This window comes from Aminobacter sp. AP02 (assembly GCF_003148805.1).
In the GTDB taxonomy this organism is placed as follows: Bacteria; Pseudomonadota; Alphaproteobacteria; order Rhizobiales; family Rhizobiaceae; genus Aminobacter.
On the sequence record NZ_QGGX01000003.1, the window covers coordinates 362,934 to 383,797 of the forward strand.

16 protein-coding genes and 1 tRNA gene are annotated in these 20,864 nt (G+C 61.5%); 5 read left to right on the forward strand and 12 right to left on the reverse strand.

What is annotated here, in order from left to right; genetic code table 11:
- Positions 1 to 18: 18 nt before the first annotated feature.
- Positions 19 to 1,482 (forward strand): betaine-aldehyde dehydrogenase, encoded by a 1,464-nt coding sequence (gene betB / locus C8K44_RS05675; RefSeq protein WP_109574773.1) that lies wholly within the window; start codon positions 19 to 21, stop codon positions 1,480 to 1,482.
- A 30-nt stretch (positions 1,483 to 1,512) separates the two neighbouring features.
- On the opposite strand, the gene C8K44_RS05680 is transcribed toward betB, so the two are convergent.
- Together C8K44_RS05680 and C8K44_RS05685 are read right to left on the reverse strand one after the other, a co-directional pair.
- The gene (locus C8K44_RS05680) at positions 1,513 to 3,753 is read right to left on the reverse strand and encodes a mannose-1-phosphate guanylyltransferase/mannose-6-phosphate isomerase (protein ID WP_109574774.1); all 2,241 of its coding nucleotides are present in this window, start codon (positions 3,751 to 3,753) and stop codon (positions 1,513 to 1,515) included.
- 9 nt (positions 3,754 to 3,762) lie between these two features.
- Positions 3,763 to 5,277: a phosphomannomutase/phosphoglucomutase gene (locus tag C8K44_RS05685; RefSeq protein ID WP_109574775.1), complete on the reverse strand. Its 1,515-nt coding sequence runs from the start codon at positions 5,275 to 5,277 to the stop codon at positions 3,763 to 3,765.
- Positions 5,278 to 5,482: 205 nt separating this feature from the next.
- Between C8K44_RS05685 and C8K44_RS05690 the strand changes: the two genes are divergently transcribed.
- A tRNA-Pro gene (locus C8K44_RS05690) sits at positions 5,483 to 5,559 on the forward strand.
- Between the two features lie 299 nt (positions 5,560 to 5,858).
- On the opposite strand, the gene C8K44_RS05695 is transcribed toward C8K44_RS05690, so the two are convergent.
- The 5 genes from C8K44_RS05695 to C8K44_RS05715 form a co-directional block, all read right to left on the reverse strand.
- Positions 5,859 to 6,293 carry a type II 3-dehydroquinate dehydratase gene (locus tag C8K44_RS05695; RefSeq protein WP_109574826.1) on the reverse strand — a complete coding sequence of 145 codons (435 nt, stop codon included), beginning with the start codon at positions 6,291 to 6,293 and terminating at the stop codon, positions 5,859 to 5,861.
- 19 nt (positions 6,294 to 6,312) lie between these two features.
- On the reverse strand, positions 6,313 to 7,614 hold the full coding sequence (locus tag C8K44_RS05700) for a TRAP transporter large permease (RefSeq protein WP_109574776.1): 1,302 nt from the start codon (positions 7,612 to 7,614) through the stop codon (positions 6,313 to 6,315).
- Positions 7,611 to 8,129: a TRAP transporter small permease subunit gene (locus C8K44_RS05705; protein ID WP_245417372.1), complete on the reverse strand. Its 519-nt coding sequence runs from the start codon at positions 8,127 to 8,129 to the stop codon at positions 7,611 to 7,613. Before C8K44_RS05705 ends, C8K44_RS05700 begins: the two co-directional genes overlap by 4 nt.
- An 80-nt stretch (positions 8,130 to 8,209) precedes the next feature.
- Entirely contained in the window at positions 8,210 to 9,196 is a 987-nt protein-coding gene (gene dctP / locus C8K44_RS05710; protein WP_109574778.1) for a TRAP transporter substrate-binding protein DctP, read from the reverse strand.
- Positions 9,197 to 9,305: 109 nt separating this feature from the next.
- A complete protein-coding gene (locus tag C8K44_RS05715; protein WP_109574779.1) occupies positions 9,306 to 10,193 on the reverse strand; it encodes a shikimate dehydrogenase in 888 nt (295 codons plus the stop codon).
- 195 nt (positions 10,194 to 10,388) lie between these two features.
- Between C8K44_RS05715 and C8K44_RS05720 the strand changes: the two genes are divergently transcribed.
- The 3 genes from C8K44_RS05720 (at position 10,389) to C8K44_RS05730 (ending at position 14,463) form a co-directional block, all read left to right on the forward strand.
- Positions 10,389 to 11,063: a TetR family transcriptional regulator gene (locus tag C8K44_RS05720; protein ID WP_199227015.1), complete on the forward strand. Its 675-nt coding sequence runs from the start codon at positions 10,389 to 10,391 to the stop codon at positions 11,061 to 11,063.
- 99 nt (positions 11,064 to 11,162) lie between these two features.
- The gene (locus C8K44_RS05725; RefSeq protein ID WP_109574781.1) at positions 11,163 to 13,055 is read left to right on the forward strand and encodes a sugar phosphate isomerase/epimerase and 4-hydroxyphenylpyruvate domain-containing protein; all 1,893 of its coding nucleotides are present in this window, start codon (positions 11,163 to 11,165) and stop codon (positions 13,053 to 13,055) included.
- 643 nt (positions 13,056 to 13,698) lie between these two features.
- A complete protein-coding gene (locus C8K44_RS05730; protein WP_199227016.1) occupies positions 13,699 to 14,463 on the forward strand; it encodes a metallophosphoesterase family protein in 765 nt (254 codons plus the stop codon).
- A 5-nt stretch (positions 14,464 to 14,468) separates the two neighbouring features.
- On the opposite strand, the gene C8K44_RS05735 is transcribed toward C8K44_RS05730, so the two are convergent.
- From C8K44_RS05735 to C8K44_RS05755, 5 genes are all read right to left on the reverse strand, one after another.
- Complete coding sequence (locus tag C8K44_RS05735; RefSeq protein WP_109574782.1) at positions 14,469 to 16,865, reverse strand: polysaccharide biosynthesis tyrosine autokinase; 2,397 nt, start codon at positions 16,863 to 16,865, stop codon at positions 14,469 to 14,471.
- Positions 16,866 to 17,037: 172 nt separating this feature from the next.
- The gene (locus tag C8K44_RS05740) at positions 17,038 to 17,931 is read right to left on the reverse strand and encodes a UTP--glucose-1-phosphate uridylyltransferase (RefSeq protein WP_109574828.1); all 894 of its coding nucleotides are present in this window, start codon (positions 17,929 to 17,931) and stop codon (positions 17,038 to 17,040) included.
- A 58-nt stretch (positions 17,932 to 17,989) separates the two neighbouring features.
- The gene (locus tag C8K44_RS05745; RefSeq protein WP_109574783.1) at positions 17,990 to 18,940 is read right to left on the reverse strand and encodes a glycosyltransferase family 2 protein; all 951 of its coding nucleotides are present in this window, start codon (positions 18,938 to 18,940) and stop codon (positions 17,990 to 17,992) included.
- On the reverse strand, positions 18,930 to 19,859 hold the full coding sequence (locus C8K44_RS05750; RefSeq protein WP_109574784.1) for a glycosyltransferase family 2 protein: 930 nt from the start codon (positions 19,857 to 19,859) through the stop codon (positions 18,930 to 18,932). The genes C8K44_RS05745 and C8K44_RS05750 overlap by 11 nt, the downstream gene beginning before the upstream one ends.
- Complete coding sequence (locus C8K44_RS05755; protein WP_109574785.1) at positions 19,856 to 20,842, reverse strand: glycosyltransferase family 2 protein; 987 nt, start codon at positions 20,840 to 20,842, stop codon at positions 19,856 to 19,858. The genes C8K44_RS05750 and C8K44_RS05755 overlap by 4 nt, the downstream gene beginning before the upstream one ends.
- Positions 20,843 to 20,864: the final 22 nt, after the last annotated feature.

Genomic DNA, 20,864 nt, shown 5'->3' on the forward strand with positions numbered 1-20,864 from the left:
ACAAAACTGGAGCACACGATGCGCGCCCAACCAAAAGCCTCGCACTATATAAACGGCCGCTTCGTCGACGATGAGCGCGGCACGGCGATTCCTGTCATCTACCCAGCGACCGGCGAGGTCATTGCGTCACTGCACTCGGCTACAGCAAATATCGTCGAGCTTGCCGTCGAAGCCGCACGTGCCGCTCAGCCAGCCTGGGCGCGGCTCAAGCCCGTCGAGCGCGGCCGCATCCTGCGCCGCGCCGCCGACATACTGCGCGCGCACAACGAGGAACTGTCGCGCCTGGAAACACTCGACACCGGAAAGCCGATCCAGGAAACACTGGTTGCCGACGCCGCATCTGCCGCCGATTGCCTCGAGTATTTCGCAGGCGCCATTGCCGCCTTCAATGGTGAGTATGTCGACCTTGGCGGACCGTTCGCTTACACCAAGCGCCAGGCATTAGGCGTCTGCGTCGGGATCGGCGCGTGGAACTATCCGATCCAGGTTGCCGGCTGGAAGTCGGCGCCAGCGCTCGCCATGGGCAATGCCATGGTGTTCAAGCCGTCCGAAAACACACCGCTTTCTGCGCTGGCGCTCGCAGAGGTCTATTCGGAGGCCGGGCTGCCGGACGGGCTGTTCAATGTCGTCCAAGGCTATGGCGACGTCGGCGCGGCACTTGCCTCGCATGAAGCGGTCGACAAGATTTCGCTGACAGGCTCGGTGCCGACGGGCAAGAAGGTTCTTTCGCTCGCCGGTTCGCATATGAAGCACGCGACGATGGAACTGGGCGGCAAGTCGCCGATCATCGTCTTCGATGACGCCGACCTCGAAAACGCCATTGGCGGTGCCATGCTCGGCAACTTCTATTCAACCGGCCAGGTCTGCTCGAACGGCACCCGCGTCTTCGTCCAGAAAGGCCTGCACGACCGCTTCGTCGAGCGCCTCGTGGAGCGCACCAAGACCATCCGCATCGGTGATCCGCTCGACCCCGACACCCAGATGGGCCCGCTCGTCAACAAGTCGCAGCACGACAAGGTCACCGACTACATCGCAGTCGGCAAGGCCGAAGGTGCCACGCTGCAAACCGGTGGCGGCGTGCCTTCGCTGCAGGGGTTCGAGGGTGGCTTCTTCGTCGAGCCGACAGTCTTCACCGGCGTCACCGACAATATGCGCATCGCCCGCGAGGAGATTTTCGGGCCGGTGATGAGCGTGCTGTCTTTCGATAGCGAGGACGAGGTCATTGCGCGCGCTAACGATACCGAATTCGGATTGGCCGCCGGCGTCTTCACCAAGGACCTGCCGCGCGCCCATCGCGTGATTGCCGAGCTTCAGGCCGGCACTTGCTGGATCAACACCTACAATCTGACGCCGGTGGAAATCCCCTTCGGCGGCTTCAAGCAGTCGGGCATCGGCCGCGAAAACTCGCTCGCTGCCCTCCAGCATTACTCCCAGCTCAAGTCGGTCTATGTCGAGACCGGCGACGTCGCGAGCCCGTACTGACCCTCCAACTGAGCCGGTGAGGTGATCGGCTCAGTTGGCGAACTCTTCGGTCTTGTCGAGATACTGCGTCAGCGCCGTCACCAGATGGTAAAAGATGCTGGCAGGAACTTCCTTGGCCAGCGAGCGGCCGCGCTCGTCGATCTGGTCGATCCACAGCCCCTGCGGCGCCGGGTCGATGTGCCAGCGGAACAGGCGGCCGACACGTGCCTCGATCTCGGGCTTGAGGTCGGGCCCGCCGGTGCCGTCAAGCGCGACAGCTGCCTTGATCGCCTCGGTCTGCGGCCAGCTGCGCGAGATGTTGTCGAGCGGCAGGCCCTGCCGAGACACCGCCCCATAAGCCAGCCCCGTCGCACGGTTGAGGCCATTGGCGATCGCCGAGGCATAAAGCTTGCGGCCGTAGGCGACCAGATCCTTCTGGCCGCTCTTGTCAGCGAAATCGACAAGCAGCGACGCCCATTCGAAGTGATGCCCGGGCTCGGTCCACTGACCCTTCTCGCCGGGTGCTGGATGCCAGTCGCGGTCGAAAAACTCGCCCAATGTCCAGCTGTCGACCTCGAAGAAATGGCTGCGGAACAGGTCGATGATGCGGGCGGCGCGGCGCAGATAGACGCGGTCGCCCGTTACCGCGTGCCAGGCAAGGAAAGCTTCCAGAAGATGCATATGCGGGTTCGAGCGCCGCACACCCTCTCCATCGGGGCTCTCCATGAAGCCTGTCATGCGCTCGTCTTCAAGATGCTGGTCGAGGAAAACGAATGTCTCGGTCGCGAGGTTCAGCGCTTCCGGGTTGCCGGAGTGATGAGCATGAGCCAGCGCCAGCAGCACACAAGCATGGTCGTAGGCATCCTCCACCGGGTCGGCGACGCTGCCATCCGCGTTCAGCGCACGCACCCATCCGCCGCGTTCGGTGCGGCCCTTGTCGGCCATGAAGCGGATGCCGTGGTCGATCAGCGAGTCGGCTCGACCGTCCCAGCCGCGCTGCTTGGCGACTGAAAACGCGTAGACTTGGCGCGCCATCGTACGCATGCGCTTGGGTTTGGCGAGCGGTCGCCCATCGAAGCCGAGCGCTTCATGGAATCCGCCGAAATGATCGTCGACGCCTGCGGTCGACCACAGCGGCAGCGTTTCCTCCAGCAGCCAGTGCTGCACCCGCTTGCGCCAGGCCCCGTTGGCCAAGACACGGCCATGGGCGGGCGTGAATTTGGTCTCCAGCCGCCCGCTCTTTTCGAGTTGCTCGACGATCTTCTTGACGTTTTGGCTATGGCTGACAGGCGCGACGAACGTCGCGTCCGAAGTCGAAACGATCGCCACGTCCTTCAACCCAATCGCCGACAATAGTCGCCCTTCGCCGCGCAGATAGGAATTCTCGCAGTCGATGGCGACGACGTCGCCGACAATCACGTTTCCGTCCTTGTCGGAGGGGCTGACGTCGAGCAGCGATTGCCACGAACCGAGATCGTTCCAGCGGAAGCTCGCCGGCACCATGGCAATGCCGCTTACGCGCTCCATGATCGCGTAGTCGATCGAGATCGAAGGGATCCCGGCATAGAGTTCGAGCGGCATATAGATACCGGAGAGATCGCTGGTCGCCGCCTCGAAAGCAGCTTCGGCCTTCCGCCAGATTTCCGGCTGGTGCTTGAGGAAGGCGTCGCGCATCGCGCTCGCCTTGAACAGGAAGATGCCGGCGTTCCAGAAGAAGTTGCCCGCCGCGAGGTACCCTTCGGCGGTGGTCAAATCCGGCTTCTCCACGAAGCGGGTTACATCCCAAACGCCGTCGCTTTCGGCGCCAGCTTCGATATAGCCATAGCCGGTCTCGGGCGTCGCCGGCTTGATGCCGAACACGACAAGACGGCCGGCATTGGCTGCGGGCACGCCGCGCTCGACAGTGTCCCAGAACTGGCGCTGTGTGGAAATCTCATGATCCGACGGCACTACCAGCACGATGCCGTCGCCATAGGTCGAGATCGTCTGCAAGGCGGCGATTGCCGCCGCCGCCGCCGTGTTCCGGCCAGTCGGCTCGAAAATCGCGCCGCCGCCGGCCAAATCGATGGCCGCAAGGTCGGCGCGCACACGCGCCGCATGACGTTCCGAGGCGATCAGGTAAATCGGCGTCTCACCCTCGTCGCGGGCAGCCAGACGCTTCAGCGTCTTGACCAGCATCGATCCGTCACCGGAGAGGTCGTGGAACTGCTTGGGATTGTCCTCGCGCGACAGCGGCCATAACCGCGAGCCAACGCCGCCGCTCATGACAAAACTGACGATTCTATCAGCCATATCAGTCCCTCAAAATGTCTGGTTGTAGGCGCCGACCGACGGATTGCGCCTCAACACGGCATCCACACCTTCGAACATTTCGCGTCGCCGCTCGGACGATATGGGGCTTTCCACCACCACCACCAGTTCCGGCTTGTTCGAAGACGCCCGCACCAGCCCCCAGGTACCATCTTCGGCCACCACGCGCACACCATTGACGGTGATCAGATCGACGATCTTCTGTCCGGCAAAGGTTTCGCCATTTCGCTTCATGGCCTCGAAGTCGGCGACCACCTTGTCGACCACACCATATTTGATCTCGTCGTCGCAATGCGGCGACATGGTCGGCGTGCCGTAGGTCAAAGGCAATGCGCGGTAGAGATCAGCCATCGACTTGTCGGGGTTGCGATCGAGCATCTGGCAAACAGCAATTGCGGTAACAATTCCGTCGTCGTAGCCACGCCCGATCGGCGGATTGAAGAAGAAATGCCCCGATTTTTCGAATCCGGCGATCGCGCCCAGTTCGGCGACCCTCCGCTTGAGATAGGAATGACCGGTCTTCCAGTAGTCCGTCTTGGCTCCGTTCGCAGCGAGCACCTTATCGGTGTTGAAAAGACCGGTGGATTTCACATCGACGACGAAGGTGGAGTTCGGATAGAGCGCCGAGATATCGCGCGCGAGCATCACGCCAACCTTGTCGGCGAATATCTCGTTGCCTTCATTGTCGACGACGCCGCAACGGTCGCCATCTCCATCGAAGCCCAGGCCAACGTCAGCACCCGTCTCCAGGACCTTGTCCCTGATAGCATGCAGCATCTGCATGTCCTCGGGGTTTGGATTGTAGCGCGGGAAGGTGTGGTCGAGCTCGATATCGAGCGGGATGACTTCACATCCAATGCGTTCGAGTGCCTCCGGCGCGAAGGCACCTGCCGTACCGTTGCCGCATGCGGCGACTACCTTCAACTTGCGGGTAATGCGCTTTCCGGCAACCAGATCGTCGAGATAGACCTTGCGGAAATTCGGCACGAATTCATAAGAACCGCTCCCGATCAATTCAAAGTCGCCGTTGAGTACGATGTCCCGCAGCGCCGACATCTCGTCGGGCCCAAAGGTCAGCGGTCGCTGCGCGCCCATCTTCACGCCCGTCCAGCCATTCTCATTGTGCGAGGCAGTGACCATTGCCACCGAAGCGGTGTCGAGCGCGAACTGAGCAAAATAGGCCATCGGCGAAAGCGCCAGCCCTATGTCCTTGACCCGTGCGCCGGCCGCCATCAGGCCCGACACCATCGCAAGCTTGATCGACATCGAGTAAGAACGGAAGTCGTGGCCGACGACGATGTCAGGTCCCGCGCCGAGACGACGAATCAAGGTACCGATGCCCATGCCGAGCGCCTGCACGCCGATCAGATTGAGCTCCGGCTCCTTGGTGGAGTTGGGATGACTGAACCACCAGCGCGCATCGTATTCGCGAAAACCAGTCGGCTTGACCAACGGTAAGGTCTCGAACTCTAGGGTATTCGGGATCAGTTTTTCCGCCGGCTTCATACGACTGCACTCCTGGGCGCAACAATTTCGCATAGATTCTCTTCAAGACCGAATACCGCAAGATTGAGACGCTGTCCCCTGCCCCAGCGGCAGCGCAAAGGCTTAAAAGCTCAACAAGATAGCTCACTTGCGAAAAATCGCGCCAGCCAAACCTTTGGCGCTTGCAGGAAGCAAAAGCGGCAGCTATAAGCCCGCCGACTGGTCACGGAGTGTAGCGCAGCCTGGTAGCGCACATCGTTCGGGACGATGGGGTCGCAGGTTCAAATCCTGCCACTCCGACCAGTAAAAGCAAGTAGATAGCTTGCATCCCGAAAGATCACGGCAATGATAGATCATCATTGCCGCAGCTTTCCCCCTCCTCCGCACGCGTAAAACCTTCCCAGGGCTTTCTTGCGCGGCCGATTCACATCGCAATCAACGATGTACGCCGCGGAGAAATATCCCCAGTGCGATCAGCAATGGCGCTAGGTTTCGAGCGTGGGGCTTCACTTCGCCAGGGCGCAATGGTCGAGAGGCCGTCAAGTCTCCACCTGCGAACTGCTGCCGCTCGGCGTTGGACGCTGCCGCCCAGTCAGCGACGATCAGTTGTCCAGCAACTCCGACATCGCGCGAACTGCTGTCGGATATCCGTTCGGCCCAAGGCCAGCAATCACCGCCGTCGCGATCTTCGATACGAAGGAATTGTGATAGTACGCCTCGCGGCGGTGAATGTTGGAGATGTGCAGCTCGATGATCGGGCCCGGGCACATCTTCAGCGCGTCAAGAATGGCAATCGAGGTGAAGGTGAAGGCCGCGGGGTTGATGATAACACCCGCCTGTTCGTCGATCGCCTCATGGATCCAGTTGATGATTTCGCCTTCGAAGTTCGACTGATGAAAACGTAGCGGCCTCTGTCCGGCCGCTTTCCGGCACATGGCCTCCACCTCGGCAAGCGTGGTCGTTCCGTAGATTTCGGGCTCGCGCTTGCCGAGGCGGTTGAGGTTCGGACCGTTGATGACAAAGATCGGCTTGGACATGATGGTCTCCATCTGAAAATCAGCCCTGGTAGCCGAGCAGGCGAGGCAGCCACAGAACGAGTGAGGGGAAGAAGGTGATGAGCGCCAGCGAGCCAATCATCGCATAGAGGAATGGCAGGACGTCCCGCACGATGTCTCTGAGCGGCACCTCGGCAATGCGAGTCATGATGAACAGCAGCAGCCCATAGGGCGGTGTCACCAGCCCTAGCATGATGTTGACCACCACCATCACGCCGAAATGCACCATGTCGATGCCGAGCGCATGCGCGGTCGGGATGAGCACCGGCACGATGACCAGCAGGATGGTCGTGCCTTCCAGCACGCAGCCCAGCAATAAGAGCAGAATGTTGACGAGGATCAGAAAGCCGATCGGCGACAGATCCCATGCGGTCAGGATGACCTTGAGGGATTCAGGGATGTTTTCGACCGTCACGACATAGTTGAATACCAACGCGCCGGCGATCAGCATGCCGATCGAGGCGGTGGTGCGTGCGCTCGCCAGGACCGAGCGGTAGAAATCCGCAAAGCTGACGCTGCGATACAGGATCACCGAAATGATCAGCGCATAGGCTGCGGCAACGGCCGCGGCCTCGGTCGGCGTAGTGATGCCCGAGTAGATGCCGCCCAACAGCACGACCGGCATCATCAACGAGGGAAACGCCCGCCAGGTTATGCCAGGCAGTTCGCGCAGCGGCGTCGGGGCTTCGACGGGAAAACTGTGGCGCTTGGCCTGATACGCGACGATCGCCATCTGCGACGCCGCCATTAAAAGGCCCGGAATCATGCCGCCCAAAAACAGGTACCCGATCGAGGCATCCGACACGAGCGCGTAGATGACCATGGGAATCGACGGCGGGATAATCGGGCCGATGACGGCTGTCACCGCCGTCAGCGCCGCCGCGTAGCTCGGCGTATATTTGCCGTCCTTGGTCATCATCATCTGCATCATCTTGCCGGTGCCGGCGGCGTCGGCGATGGCCGAGCCCGACATGCCGGCGAAGATGATGCTCTGGACGATGTTGACGTGGGCGAGGCCACCACGGAAACGGCCGACAATGGCATCGCAGAAGCGCAGAAGCCGCTCTGTCATCGAGCCGATGTTCATCAGTTCTGCCGCGAGGATGAACAACGGCACCGCCAGGATGATGTAGTTGGAATACATGCCATTGAGGAACTGCTCGGCGGCGGTTCCCATATCGAGGCCGGCAAGAAGCAGATACAGGATCGAGCCGGCGATCATGGAGTGGCCGATGGGCAATCCAAGAAAAGCCAGAGCGGTGATCGCAACGACGGAAATGGAAAACGGACTAGCGAGGTTCATACGCCCGATCCTGCCTTTGTCGGATCGAATTCCTGCGGCGCCTTGCCGAACACGGCTTGCCAGGAGAGCCAGAGGTAGCGGACGATGATGGCTATGACGAAGACGACATAGATCGAAAACAACCAGTCCATGCGGATCTTCAGGTAAGCGGTCTTTTCGACCTTCATGAACATCACATAGTCGAGCACCGCTGGAAGCGAGATGGTGTAAAGCACCAGCAGCGAGAATGCCGCGATCAGGAACATGATGCGCCTGACGCGTGGGCGGGCTGCCGCATAGAAGAGGTCAAACCGTATTTCTTCTTCTTCCCGCACTACGAACGCGGCGCCCCACAGCACCAGCCAGATCCACAACACGACGCTAAGTTCGTTCGTCCAGCCGATCGGCAGGTTGAGGATGTAGCGGAACACGATCTGCAGGAGGAATGCCACGAACATGGCGACCAGCATCGCGGCAAGAACGTTTTCCGCACGCCGATAGAGCCAGCCGCAAAGGCTGCGATATGAAGGGGGCAAGGCGATCCTCCCGCGAAAGCCGAATTTACCGGGGCAAGGCAGTGAAGCGGCGGGCATGGCTGCCCGCCGCGACCAGCAGCCTAAAGCGCGCTGATCTTTTCGGCCATGCCGGCTGGCCAATCCTTGGCGAGATCAGACGCCTGGTATTTCTCCTGGGCGAACTTGCGGAACGCCGCGACATCGGGCTCGTAGACATTGAGCCCTTTGCCCTTGAACAATTCCACCAGTTCCTTTTCGCGGGCGAGGTGCTTTTGCGTGCTGAAGTCGATCGCAGCGTCGGCAGCAGCCTGCACCTTGGCCTGGGCCTCGGGCGACATCGCGTCCCACACCTTGTTCGACACGACCAGCAGGTCGAACCCGACGAGATGCGAGGTCAGCACGATCTGCGACATGACTTCGTAAAACTTCATATTTTCGACATTGGGCAGCGGATTGTCCTGGCCGTCGATCGCCCCAGTCTGCAGACCGGTATAAACCTCGGCATAGGCCATGGCAGTCGGATTGGCGCCAAGCGCCGAACCCAGGAACTGCCAAGCATCGCCGCCGGGCATGCGCAGCTTGATGCCAGCCATGTCGGCGGGCGTCGTGATCTTCTTGTCGGGCTTGAGGCCGACCTGGCGGGCGCCGAAATAGGTCGGGCCGAGAACGTGGATGCCGAGCTGATCGGAGGCCATCTTTTTCAGCTCGCCGCCGAGATCGCTGGCAAAGAAGGTCTTGAGGTGGGCAGCGTCGCGGAACAGGTAAGCGGCGGTTACGATCGACCAGGCCGGGACCTGCTTGGAAATGTCCTGCGGCGCAATGTTGCCCATCTCCAGATTGCCGCGCTGGATGGCGACAAGTTCGGTTCCCTGCTTGAACAGGTTGCCGCCGTAGTAGCCCTCGAAGACGAAGTCGTCCTTGGTGGCATCGGCGAACATCTTCATCATTTCGGCCCGGATGTCCTGCTCCGAAAACACCGCCGAAAAGCGAAGCTTGGGCTTGTCCTGCGCCAACGCCGGCCAAGACGTGGCTACGGCGGCAAGCGCTGTTCCGATCAGAAATTGTCTGCGTGTTGCATTCAGTGTCATGGTTTTCCTCCCTTGAAATCCATTCCGTTGCTCAAGCGCCCTCAAAGCGCATTGATCTTTTCAACCGTCCCCTCCGGCCATTCGCATCTGGCTTGGCAGAACAAACCACTCATGACATGGCCTCGAAGTGGCCGGCCATGGCCGCGCGGTCGGGGGCAATGCCGGTGAACAGTTCGAAGGCTCGGACCGCCTGGTAGACGGCCATGCCGGTTCCCGCGAGCGCGCGGCAGCCCAGCGCCCTGGCCTTTCTCAACAGTTCCGTTTCCTCTGGGAAATAAATGATTTCGGCAACCCACTGCTCGGTTCGCAGCAATCCGGACGGGAATGGCACGCCTGGATATTTGGCCATGCCAACTGGTGTGGTGTTGACGATGCCGTCAGCGGCCATGACCGTCCCGGCCACATCGGTTTCGGCCACAACCGGCTTGCCGAAACGTGCCGTCATCCGCTGTGCCAGCTCACGTGCTCGCTCGCCATCGTTGTCGATGATGTGCAACTCACCGACACCGAGTTCCATAAGTGTATAGGCGACCGCCGCCCCCGCGCCGCCGGCACCGAACTGCACCACGCGCTCCAGCGAGCAATCTGCCATCCCCTCGCAAAAACTCTCGGCAAAACCCCAGGCGTCGGTATTGTGCCCTTGTCGCACACCGTTGGCGAAGACCACAGTGTTGACGGCACCGATCGCTGCCGCCTCTGGTGCCATCCAGCCCAGATACTGGATCACGCTCTGCTTGAACGGGTGGGTGATATTCAGCCCGGCAAAACCCATTTGCTCGGCTGCGGCGATGATGCCGCCCAAATCGCTGTCGGGCAGGCCAAGCCGGTCGAAATCGATCAGAACGTAGCTGTAGCTGATACCGAGGCGCGCGCCTTCGCGCTCGTGCATGATGGGAGATCGTGACAACTGGATGCCGCGCCCGGCCAATCCGATGAGCACTGCAGCGGACGCAGTGGCGTTCGCAGCTTTAGGCTGCGCCAAGAGGCGCCCGAGCATGTCAACGAACGATCCGTCCGAATGCTGCAACCTTAGCTCCCTCGCCTCGCAAGTGGTGCGATCAGGCAGCGGCGGGCGCTGCTCTTGTTTTTGTTCGGGCTTGGCCGGTAAATGGCTGCGCCTGATTTGATGCACAATGTACGAACTGGTTAGTTTAGTCAACGACCAGAACCGAGGGGCGTGATGGATAGTGAGATGAAGGCGGACCAGCCCAAGAGCCGGCGCAAGGCAAAGAGTGCAACGACACGCACCCAGGACCCCGAGGGCACTCGGCAGAACATTCTGGAAATCGCCTCGGAAGAGTTTGCGCTGAATGGGCTGTCGGGCGCCCGTATCGACGAGATTGCCGCGCGCACCCGCTCCAGCAAGCGCATGATCTACTACTATTTCGGCGACAAGGAAGGCCTGTATCTCAGCGCGCTGGAAAACGCTTATCGGCTGGTTCGCGAGGGCGAAGCCAAGCTCGATATCGAAGGCCTTTCCCCGGTCGAGGCGCTGTCGCGGCTCGTCGAATTCACCTTCGATCATCACCATCAGCATGAAGAGTTCATTCGCATGGTGATGATTGAGAACATCCACCACGGCCAGTTTCTTGAGCGATCCGAGGCGATCCGCGAACTCAACGTAACGGCGATCGACCACATCGCGCGCATCTATGCACGTGGCGTTTCCGAAGGCCTGTTTCGCGAAGGCATCGATCCGGTCGAGTTGCACTGGCAGGTCAGTGCCCTGTGCTTCTTCAATGTCTCCAACCGGGCGACTTTCTCCAAGATATTCGGCCGCGACTTCGGCACAGAAGAACAACTGGACCGGCTCAGGCGCAATTCGGTCGACATGGTGGTGCGCTTCGTGACGCGCGGGGCCGCTTGAGGAACCCAGTCGCGGGCCGGATGCTTGGCCTTGATACCTCCGGCAAGCGCGCATAGTGTAAACGAACTAGTTCGTACATTATGCGCGAGGGAGGATCAGGTGAAGACTTCGATCGCTACGGTCTCGATCAGCGGCGACTTTGCCGAGAAACTGGCGGCGATTGCCGCAGCAGGCTTCGACGGGATCGAGATCTTCGAAAACGATTTCCTCGCCTTTGACGGATCGCCTGCTGATGCCGGCAGGATGGCGCGCGATGCCGGTTTGGCCATCTCCCTTTTCCAGCCCTTTCGCGACTTCGAAGGCCTGCCGGAGCCGCAGCGGAGCCGCGCCTTCGATCGCGCCGAACGAAAGTTCGACGTCATGCATGAGCTCGGCACCGACCTGATGCTGGTATGCTCAAGCGTGTCACCGGTGTCTTTGGGCGGCATCGATCGCGCGGCAGCCGACTTTCGCGAACTTGGCGAGCGCGCGGCCAAACGCGGGCTGCGCATTGGCTATGAAGCGCTCGCCTGGGGCAAGCACGTCAACGACCACCGCGACGCATGGGAGATCGTGCGCCGCGCCGACCATCCCAACATCGGCCTGATCCTGGATTCCTTCCACACGCTGGCGCGCCGCATCGATGTGTCTTCCATACGCTCGGTCCCCAAGGACAAGATCTTCATAGTCCAACTCGCCGACGCGCCGGCGATCGACATGGACCTGCTTTACTGGAGCCGCCATTTCCGCAACATGCCTGGTGAAGGCGATCTCCCGGTTCGCGAATTCATGCAGGCGGTTTCGGCGACCGGCTACGACGGCTATCTGTCGCTCGAGATTTTCAACGACGCGTTCCGCGGCGGGGCGCCCAATTCTATCGCCGTCGACGGACACCGCTCCCTGGTCAATCTCATGGACCAGGTGCGTCGGGCGGAACCGGCATTGAAGGTCTCGATGCCCGAGATGCCGGACCGCGTCGCCACGTCTGGCGTCGAGTTTGTCGAGTTCGCCGCCGATCAGGCCGGTGCTGTCGAACTCGACCGTTTTCTGGACTGCCTCGGCTTCAGCAAGGTCGGCCGCCACGTCTCCAAGGACGTCGCGCTCTACCGGCAAGGCGACATCAACGTCGTGGTCAACACCGAGCGGGAAGGTTTTGCCCACTCGTCTTTCCTTGTGCACGGCACCTCCGTCTGCGCAATCGGGCTCAAGGTGGAAGATGCGCAGGCGACAGTGGAGCGCGCACGCAGGCTTGGCGCCGATCCTTTCGAACAGGCTGTCGGTCTTGGCGAGTTGCACATACCTGCGATCCGCGGCGTCGGGGGCAGCGTGCTCTACTTCATCGACGACAAGTCCCAGCTGTCGCAGGTGTGGGACGTCGAATTCCGTCCACTGCGTAACGACGTCCTGCCCGCGTCGACCGGTTTGACGCGCATCGATCACGTCGGCCAGACCATGGATCACGGCGAGATGCTGACGTGGCTCTTGTTCTACACCTCGATTTTCCAGACGCGCAAAGCTCCACTTGTCGATGTCATCGACCCCTCGGGCATCGTACGCAGCCAGGCGATAGAAAGCGACGACGGGGCGCTGCGGCTGACGCTCAACGGCGCCGAGAACCGGCGCACCCTTGCCGGCCACTTCATCGCCGAAAGTTTCGGTTCGAACGTCCAGCACCTCGCATTCGCTTGCAACGACCTGTTCAAAACCGCCGACGCCCTGAAGGCGCGAGGCTTCGAACCGCTGCAGATCTCACCCAATTACTACGACGACGTGGAAGCGCGTTTTGGCCTTGAGCCGGAGCTCGCCGACAGGTTGCGCGAACACAACATGCTCTACGACCGTGACGAACACGGCGAATATTTCCAGCTCTACGCGCCAACCTGGGGCGAAGGCTTCATCTTCGAACTCGTCGAACGTCGCGACGGCTACAAGGGATATGGCGCCCCGAACGCCCCATTCCGCATCGCCGCCCAGAAACGGCATATGCGCCCCAAGGGCATGCCCCGCCTGTGAGGCCTTAACCTTGCAGTTAATGATCAACGACCGTCACCTGACGACACCGTAGTTGAAGCGACTCGCGCGTTCAAAGATGCGAGATTGAGATTTCGTGGGGGAAATGGCGGGGAAACTGGGCGCATGCCTTTTGCTTGCGCATGAATCCAACGAGCCGGGAGGGGTCAATGGATTGGTTCTTACTTGCTGCTGTGTTCAGCGCGTCCAGCGCGGTGATCTGGACGATGAGTGGCAGCCGCTAGCCTGCAGTCCTATGCTTGCCGACTGCGAAAACCAGGCAGAGGGCTCGTCGCACGAAGCATAGAGCCCCCTGCCCAGTGACTGCCGGTACGGCGCGGTAGCGGCGAGTGTCTGCTGCCATTCCACTCCGCTCACCAAAACCGAGCCGGCCGCAGTGGCTGGACCTTCGTTCGGGATGACGGCGTCGCTGTGCATCGACCAGCAAGAAATAGCGGCTTGGTCCCCCAAGCCTCCTCTTTTAGCTGAACGTAAGCATCGAGCGCTGTCGAACTGGAGCTCCCTGCCATTCAGCCTATGCCCTCATTGCAGGTGTCATCGCCAAAAAACGCGCCACAATTGGCTGCGATGAAAGCTATAATTGCCCGAGGTCACAGCGGCTGATTTGCGCCTAGAGGTTAGTCTGGTGAGCTTCCTGAATTTCCGTGCGCAGAACCAGACAGCGAAGCGCGAACGCCTCGAAGTCGACCTGTCCGATACCGTCGTTTACGCTGTCGGCGACGTGCATGGCTGCTTGAGCCAATTGCGCTCGCTCGAAGACAAGATCGTCGCCGATGCCGCCGGGTTGGGCGGACGAAAATTGATCGTCATGCTCGGCGACTACATCGACCGTGGACAGTATTCGTCCAGAGTGCTCGACCATCTTGTGGCATCACCGCCGACCGGGCTGGAGCGCATCTGCCTTGCGGGTAATCACGAGACGCAGATGCTCGACTATCTCGATGGCAGGCTGTCGCTCGCACGCTGGCTCGCGACCGGCGCAAGGTCCACCCTGTTTTCCTACGACATCGATGCCGAGCACCTGGCCGATCTTTACGGCAGCGGCAACAGGCTCGACGACTATATCCGCGCTGCGATCCCGCGCGAGCACATCCAGTTCCTGCGTGACCTACCGATCATGGTGTTCTCGGAGAGATATGTCTTCGTCCATGCCGGCATCCGGCCTGGCGTGCCTCTGCTCGAACAAGAAGACGACGACCTGCTTTATATCCGCGAGGAGTTTTTCGAGGCTTCGCGGCGGCTCGACCGCTGGGTCGTGCACGGCCACACTCCCGTCGAGTTCCCACGCATCGACGGCCGCAGGCTCGGCGTCGACACCGGCGCCTTCAAAACCGGGCGCCTGACGGCGGTGAGGATCGCCGGCAAGCAGGGACATCTCTTGTTTTCCTGAGCGCCTCAGGAAGCAACCTTCACCTTCGCCTCGCTCTTGTCGACATAGTAGCTCGAATATCTGTCGAGGAACTGCTCCGAACTGCCATAGGCGCCATAGCGCGGCAGCTTCTTGAGATCGACCTTGTTGAGCACCAGCCCAAGGATCTTGTTGGCGATCTGGGGTTCGGCATTCAGCGCCGAACGAACCAGCGGACGAGGCGTCGCGCCCCATTCGGCCACAAGCACGAAACCGTCGGCGAGCGGCGCGAACGCTTTTGCATCGACAACCGGGCCAAGCGGCGGCAGGTCGACGATGATGTATTCGAATGTCCCCTTGGCATCCTCGATGAAACGTCGCATGCTGGCCGACGACAGCAGTTCGCTGGTGTGCGAGAAGCGTCCGCGCACCACGGCCGGCACGATAGCCAACTTGGTCTGGCGGTCGACCTTGATCACCGAATGCCAACCCTTGTCGTCGACGACGGCTTCAACGAGGCCCTGATCGGCATCGATCCCCAGGCTGCGGCTCAAGCCGGGATTGCGCAGATCGGCATCGATCAAAAGCGTCTTGGCGCCGTTTGCGGCCAGCAGGCCGGCGAGATTGGCGGCAACCGTCGACTTGCCCTCGCCCGGAAGCATGGAGATGATGCCGATCACCTTGCAGCCGAGATCCTGCAAGACGACGTCGCTGGCAATCTTGGTGCTGCGCAGCGTTTCGGCGAACATCGATGCCGGAGCGTCCACCGCGATGCGCATCTTCGCCCGTCGTCTTGCAGCCTCCGATGCGCGTGTCTGCGACTGGGCTGACGCTGCCCCGTTCTGAGGAGTTTTGGTCTTGCCAGCATCCTTCTTGTCTTCACTCGATCCGAGCAGCGGCAGATAACCGAGGAACTTAAGGCCAAGCCGCTCGCGCACGTCCTCGGCCGTGCGGAAGAAACGCTCGTTGAACTCGTTGAGCGCACCAAATGCGGCGCCCATCAGGAGACCGAGCACCAGCGCCAGCCCGAACACCATCGAGGTTCGCGGGCTCGAAGGGCCACGCGGTGTCGTCGCTTCCGAAATCACCCGCACCTTGGCTATGGGGAATGAACGCTGCTGCGAGGCCTCCTCGTAGCGCGACAGGAAGGTCTGGTAGAGCGTGCTGAGTGCGGTTGCCTGCTGTTGCAACTCGCGCAGGCGCACCTGCGCCTGATTGGCGCTGGAGTTCTGGCCGGTGGCCTCCGAGACGCTGTTGCGCAGTGCGGTCTCGCGCGATTGCGCAACCTCATATGCGTTGCGATAAGTCTCCGACAGCTGGCTGAGTTCACGCAAGATCTGGTTGGACAGGTCCGCTTGCTCCTTGCGCAAGGCGACGGCCTGTGGATGGTTGGGGCCGAAGCCCGACGAAATCTCCTGCTCGCGCTTTGAGACGCTGGAGTAGCGCTGCTTGAGTTCCGATATTAGCGGGTTACCGGCTTCGTCCGCCGAAAGCGTCGAATTGCTGACCGCGGCTTGCGGGCCACTTTCGACGATGGTGCGATACTGTTCGTAGCGTGCGCGCGCCTTGGCCGTATCGGCCTGGGCGAGGGTCAGCTGGGCGTTCAGGTCTGAAAGCTGCTGTTCGGCGATGGTTTCGCCGCGCGCGGCGGCAAGGCCGTTTTCGGCCCGGAACGTTTCAACCTCGAGTGCTGCCTTCTGCGAGCTCGTGCGCAGTTCCTCAAGCCGGCCCTGGAGCCAGACGGCAGCCTTTTCAGTGGCGTCGAAACTTGCGTCCAGCTGGTCCGCGACGAAGGCATCGGCATAGGCCTTGGTGATATCAGCCGCCAATTGAGGATCGTGCGAACGATACCCCATGGAGATGACATAGCTGCGGCCGGATCGATCCGCGATGATGTTGTCCTGCAGCATCGCCACGGCCCGCTGCTTGCGCTGCGTATCCGCCATCTCCTTGCGCTGCGCCTCCGTCAGGTCGCTGCTGCCCGGCGCAACGTCAGGGGTCGAGCGGAACACCTGCAGGAAGCTGCGAGCATAGCCAAACAATGTCGACGCCAGCGACTTCGGCGGATCCATGAAATTGGTGTTCTGGTCGAGTTTCTCTTTCTCCACGACCACAGCGGCCAGCCGTGCGGACTTGATGATCTCGATCTGGGAAAGGATCGCGGCATCGGTCTGCATGTTGACCGGTGTCGCCGAAACCTCATCGACCATCTTGTTCATGCCCTCGTCGATCAGCACGCTGGTGCTGGCGGTGAAGGTCGGCGGCGTGGTTTGCAGGTAGACCAGCCCGAGCAGCAGGCCGGCAACGGCGCCGATACCTACCACCTTGGCTTGACGCTTGCCCATCGCCAGCAGGCGTTCCAGGTCGATGAAGTCGCTGCCTTCCCGTGCGTCCTCCCGAGGCGCAGGAATGCGGTTGTTGAACGAGTAGTTGGCGTAGTTCATCTGCGTTCCAGTTCTTGCTTGAGCGGCGGCGGCCGCCGCTCGAAGGGTTCTGGCGCGAAGCCGATTTCAGCTACGCAACTGGCGTGCCCGCATAGGCACGCGACATTGACAGGCACTGCCGAAACGCCGGCGGAGGCAAGCGGTTCACTTGCCCCAGCGGCGATCAGAATGGTCAGGCCGCCGCGACGTGATCGTGCTCGGCGACCATGTCGCGGATGGCATCAAGCACCGAGCCGCGGATGTCGGCCCGTTTCAGCGCAAACGCGACATTGGCCTGGATGAAGCCTTCCTTCGAGCCGCAGTCGAACATGCGCCCGCTGAAGGGCCGGGCGAAGAAGGCTTGGTTGGCGGCAAGCCGAACCATCGCGTCGGTCAGCTGTATTTCGTCGCCCGCACCACGTTTCTGCGTACCCAGCAGGTTGAAAATCTCGGGCTGCAGTATGTAGCGGCCGTTGATGTAGTAGTTGGAGGGGGCCGCCGCCGGGGTCGGCTTTTCCACCATCTTGGTCACCTCGAAGCCGGTGCCTACTTCGGCGCCCTTGCCAACGATGCCGTATTTGTTGGTTTCGTTCGGATCGCACTGCTCGACGGCAATCACATTGCCGTTCGTCTGCGCGTGCAACTCCATGATTTCGGCGAGGCAGCCGCGCTTGCCGAACGACACCATGTCGGGCAGCAGGAGCGCGAAAGGCTCGTCGCCGATGATGTCACGGGCACACCAGACGGCGTGGCCGAGGCCATGCGGTGCCTGCTGGCGGGTAAAGCTGGTGGCGCCAGGAACCGGGAGAAGGCTTTCCAGCGATCTGAGCTGATCGACCTTGCCTGCCTGTTCGAGCGTGCCGACGAGTTCTGGATGAAGGTCGAAATAGTCCTCGATGACCGCCTTGTTGCGGCCGGTGACGAAAACGATGTGCTCGATGCCGGCTTCCAATGCCTCGTCGACCGCGTACTGCACGACGGGCTTGTCGACCACCGGGAGCATTTCCTTCGGCATGGATTTGGTCGCCGGCAAGAACCGCGTACCCAGCCCCGCCACGGGAATGACCGCTTTCCTGACTTTTTTCATCGTGCCGATCCTCTCGCTCATTTCAGTCTCCTCGTAATGGCCGGGCGAGGCAGGAGCCTCACTTGCCTGCCCGGTATGCGAACTGCCGGGCAACCCGGCGCAGCCGGACCGCTATCGGCATCCGCAAATGGCGAACCGCCGCAGGGTCCCCCAAAGCGGTTCTCATCGCCTTCAACGGCGACCGCTGCTTGATGTGCTCCACCAATGACAGGAATGTGGCAGCCTGCCTGAGGCTGCGGGCACGTCGCGTGAACGCTTTTCGCGCCTGTGGGTCGAGCGGATTGGAAGCCTCGAAAGCAGCATCGGCGCGCTCCATCGCTTCGACGTGGTGATGCTCCAGGACCCTTGAGATGGAACCGCTACGGACATGGTAGGCATAGCCTACAGCCGGTTCCACTGTGCAGCGCCCGCCCCTGGCAAGTGCGCTTGCCAGCAGGATGTAGTCCTCGCCGATGCGCAGGTCCTCGTCGTAGCGAAGGCCACGCTCATCGAGATATCTGCGCGAGAATATCGGCTTCATGTAACCAAAATTGAACGCAGATTCGAAGACGATATTGCCGCCGATGAAGTCGGCGAGCGACAATTCCGCGAGTTTTTCGAGGTAACCGCCCGGGAACATGACCTCCGGTTGTGCTCCATCTTCTCGAATCACTTCGATGTTGTCGACGACCATCTGCGCGTCACTTCGCTCAGCGCGGGATATCATTGCAGCCAGACGGTCGGGTAGCACGGCATCGTCGGAATCGAGCACCGCCACCCAGCGCCCCCGCGCGGCGTCTAGGCCCGCATTGCGCGCGCCGCCGGGGCCGCGATTTGCCTTGAGAGGCAGTACGCGAACCCGATGATCGGCATGGGATCGGGCAAGTGCGAGCGTCGCATCCGACGAACAATCGTCGACGACGATAACCTCTACACTGACGCTGCGTTGCGCCAGTGCACTGTCGATTGCACGGCGAAGCGTCGCTTCGGCGTTGTAGGCGGCGATGATGAAACTGACGTCAGGCTGCATCTTTGCCTCCTTCGCCGCCGTAAAGGGTCAGTTCTCGAACGCCAACCAGCCCACTCAGGACGCCTATGTGCATGACGCCCCTCAGCAGGCTGCGGTTGCGGCTGACCGGCCGGAATGCGGCGAGCCCGGCGGCGGCGAAGCAGTAGCCGGCCTTGGCCGAGGCCCGAGCCAGTTCGCCCGCCAGCCGCATGCCAGGGCGCTTCGAACCGAGCAGCCGGCCATGGGTCTGGCCGACGCGGAAACGTCGCCTGGTGAGCCAGCCGAGCGAGGCGCGCGTGGGGGGTACTGGCTCTTCCACCCAGGCATCGGAGGCATAGGCGATACGGCCACCTGCGCCGAATACCTGGTCGAAGAACTCGGTGTCCTCGCCACCCGACTGGCCGCGCGCCAGAGAAAAGCGACGCTCGGCAATGCTGGGCGAACTCATCCTGAGCAAGGCGTTGCAAGTGTAGCCGGTACGGATTTCGCCCCGGACGAAGACCGGATATGTCGAATGAAAATCGCCGACCTGCATCCAGCCCGGCGCTTCTGCCCCGTAACGTGCCTTGACCGGGCCGAGCACCACGTCGGCGCTTGTTGCCTGCGCCGTTTCCATCAGCCTTGTCAGCCAAGAACCGGTTGCCTTCTCGTCATCATCGATAAAGGCGACGAAGTCGGCCGAACTGGCGTCAAGGCAGGCATTACGTGCGATCGAGATGTTGCGCGCCGGGCAATGCACGTAGCGGATCGGCAATGGCAGTTGCCGTGCAAGATCGGCCACCAGCCTCGCGGCGCTGGGCACCTCGTCGTTGTCGGCCACGACGATACCGACCTCGTATCCCTTGGGCAGTTCCATCGCCGCCAGCGAGCGCAGCGTGTCGGCGAGTTCCCTGCGCCTGAAGGTGCAGACGCAGATGTCTATGCTGTTGCCCGTGTTCATGCGGCTCGCCCCCGGGTTCCGGCATCGAGCAGTTGCAGCCAGAAGCCCAGCGACCAGGCGAAATGCATGACCATGGCCGAAACCCCGGCAAGCGCGCGCTTTGGCGCACCTGAGCGCAGTCCGAGAAACAACCCATAGCCGAGGCAGACGGCGGCCCATTGGACAAATGGAACGGCGAAAACCCAGTGCCATGGCGACAACACGGCGAGCAGTGCCGCCGGAACGACCATCAGCGGCACCATCTGCCTGATCTTGGGGACCACGCGATGCTTGAGGACGTTCTTCGCGCGGCCCCGGCCATAACCGAGATATTGACGATAGAGGCCGGAAAGCGAGTTGCGCGGATAGTAGGTCATGCGCGTACGGCCGCTCATCCAGATGCGGTAGCCGGCCTCGCGCAGGCGGTGATCGAACTCGGCATCCTCGTTGTGGCTGAAGCTCTCGTCGTAGCCCCCAAGCCTGCGGAAAACGCTTACCCGCATCAGCGCGTGATGGCCATGATCGACCCACTCGCCGCTGGAGCTATGCCGGTGCTTGGAGCCGCCGGTACCGAGCTTCGAGTTCTGGGCCGCGGCAACGGCTTGCTGCACCACACCGGCGCCCTTGGTGAGCATCGACACGACAACCGAGTCGGCACCGGTTTCACGCGCCTCATCCAGCAGACGGTCGCAGAAATCGTCGGGATAGCCACCATGCGCGTCGATGCGGATCATATAGTCCACCCCGCTGCCGAAGCGCTCGACCGCGAGATTGATCGCGGCACTCTGGATGCGCTTGGGGTTGTCGATGAGCACGACGTTGGCGTCCTCCGCCGCGGCTTTGGCGGCAATCTCGCGGGTGGCGTCGCTGCTGCCGCCATCGGCAACGATGATCCGCGCGGAAAGCCGCCTCGCGGCCGGCCGGAGCTTGGCGAGCAAGGCACCAATGTGACGTTCTTCGTTGAGGCACGGAATGATGATGATGCAGGAAGGGTTTTCAGGCATTGCTCTGCTTGTTTTGTATGCT

Bases quoted from the DNA above. Each gene is read 5' to 3' on its own strand.
- dctP (WP_109574778.1), bottom strand. From the start codon at position 9,196: ATGACACTGAATGCAACACGCAGACAATTTCTGATCGGAACAGCGCTT.
- C8K44_RS05745 (WP_109574783.1), bottom strand. From the start codon at position 18,940: ATGCAGCCTGACGTCAGTTTCATCATCGCCGCCTACAACGCCGAAGCG.
- C8K44_RS05740 (WP_109574828.1), bottom strand. From the start codon at position 17,931: ATGAAAAAAGTCAGGAAAGCGGTCATTCCCGTGGCGGGGCTGGGTACG.
- betB (WP_109574773.1), top strand. From the start codon at position 19: ATGCGCGCCCAACCAAAAGCCTCGCACTATATAAACGGCCGCTTCGTC.
- C8K44_RS05755 (WP_109574785.1), bottom strand. From the start codon at position 20,842: ATGCCTGAAAACCCTTCCTGCATCATCATCATTCCGTGCCTCAACGAA.
- C8K44_RS05735 (WP_109574782.1), bottom strand. From the start codon at position 16,865: ATGAACTACGCCAACTACTCGTTCAACAACCGCATTCCTGCGCCTCGG.
- C8K44_RS05695 (WP_109574826.1), bottom strand. From the start codon at position 6,293: ATGTCCAAGCCGATCTTTGTCATCAACGGTCCGAACCTCAACCGCCTC.
- C8K44_RS05700 (WP_109574776.1), bottom strand. From the start codon at position 7,614: ATGAACCTCGCTAGTCCGTTTTCCATTTCCGTCGTTGCGATCACCGCT.
- C8K44_RS05720 (WP_199227015.1), top strand. From the start codon at position 10,389: ATGAAGGCGGACCAGCCCAAGAGCCGGCGCAAGGCAAAGAGTGCAACG.
- C8K44_RS05715 (WP_109574779.1), bottom strand. From the start codon at position 10,193: ATGCTCGGGCGCCTCTTGGCGCAGCCTAAAGCTGCGAACGCCACTGCG.
- C8K44_RS05750 (WP_109574784.1), bottom strand. From the start codon at position 19,859: ATGAACACGGGCAACAGCATAGACATCTGCGTCTGCACCTTCAGGCGC.
- C8K44_RS05685 (WP_109574775.1), bottom strand. From the start codon at position 5,277: ATGAAGCCGGCGGAAAAACTGATCCCGAATACCCTAGAGTTCGAGACC.
- C8K44_RS05680 (WP_109574774.1), bottom strand. From the start codon at position 3,753: ATGGCTGATAGAATCGTCAGTTTTGTCATGAGCGGCGGCGTTGGCTCG.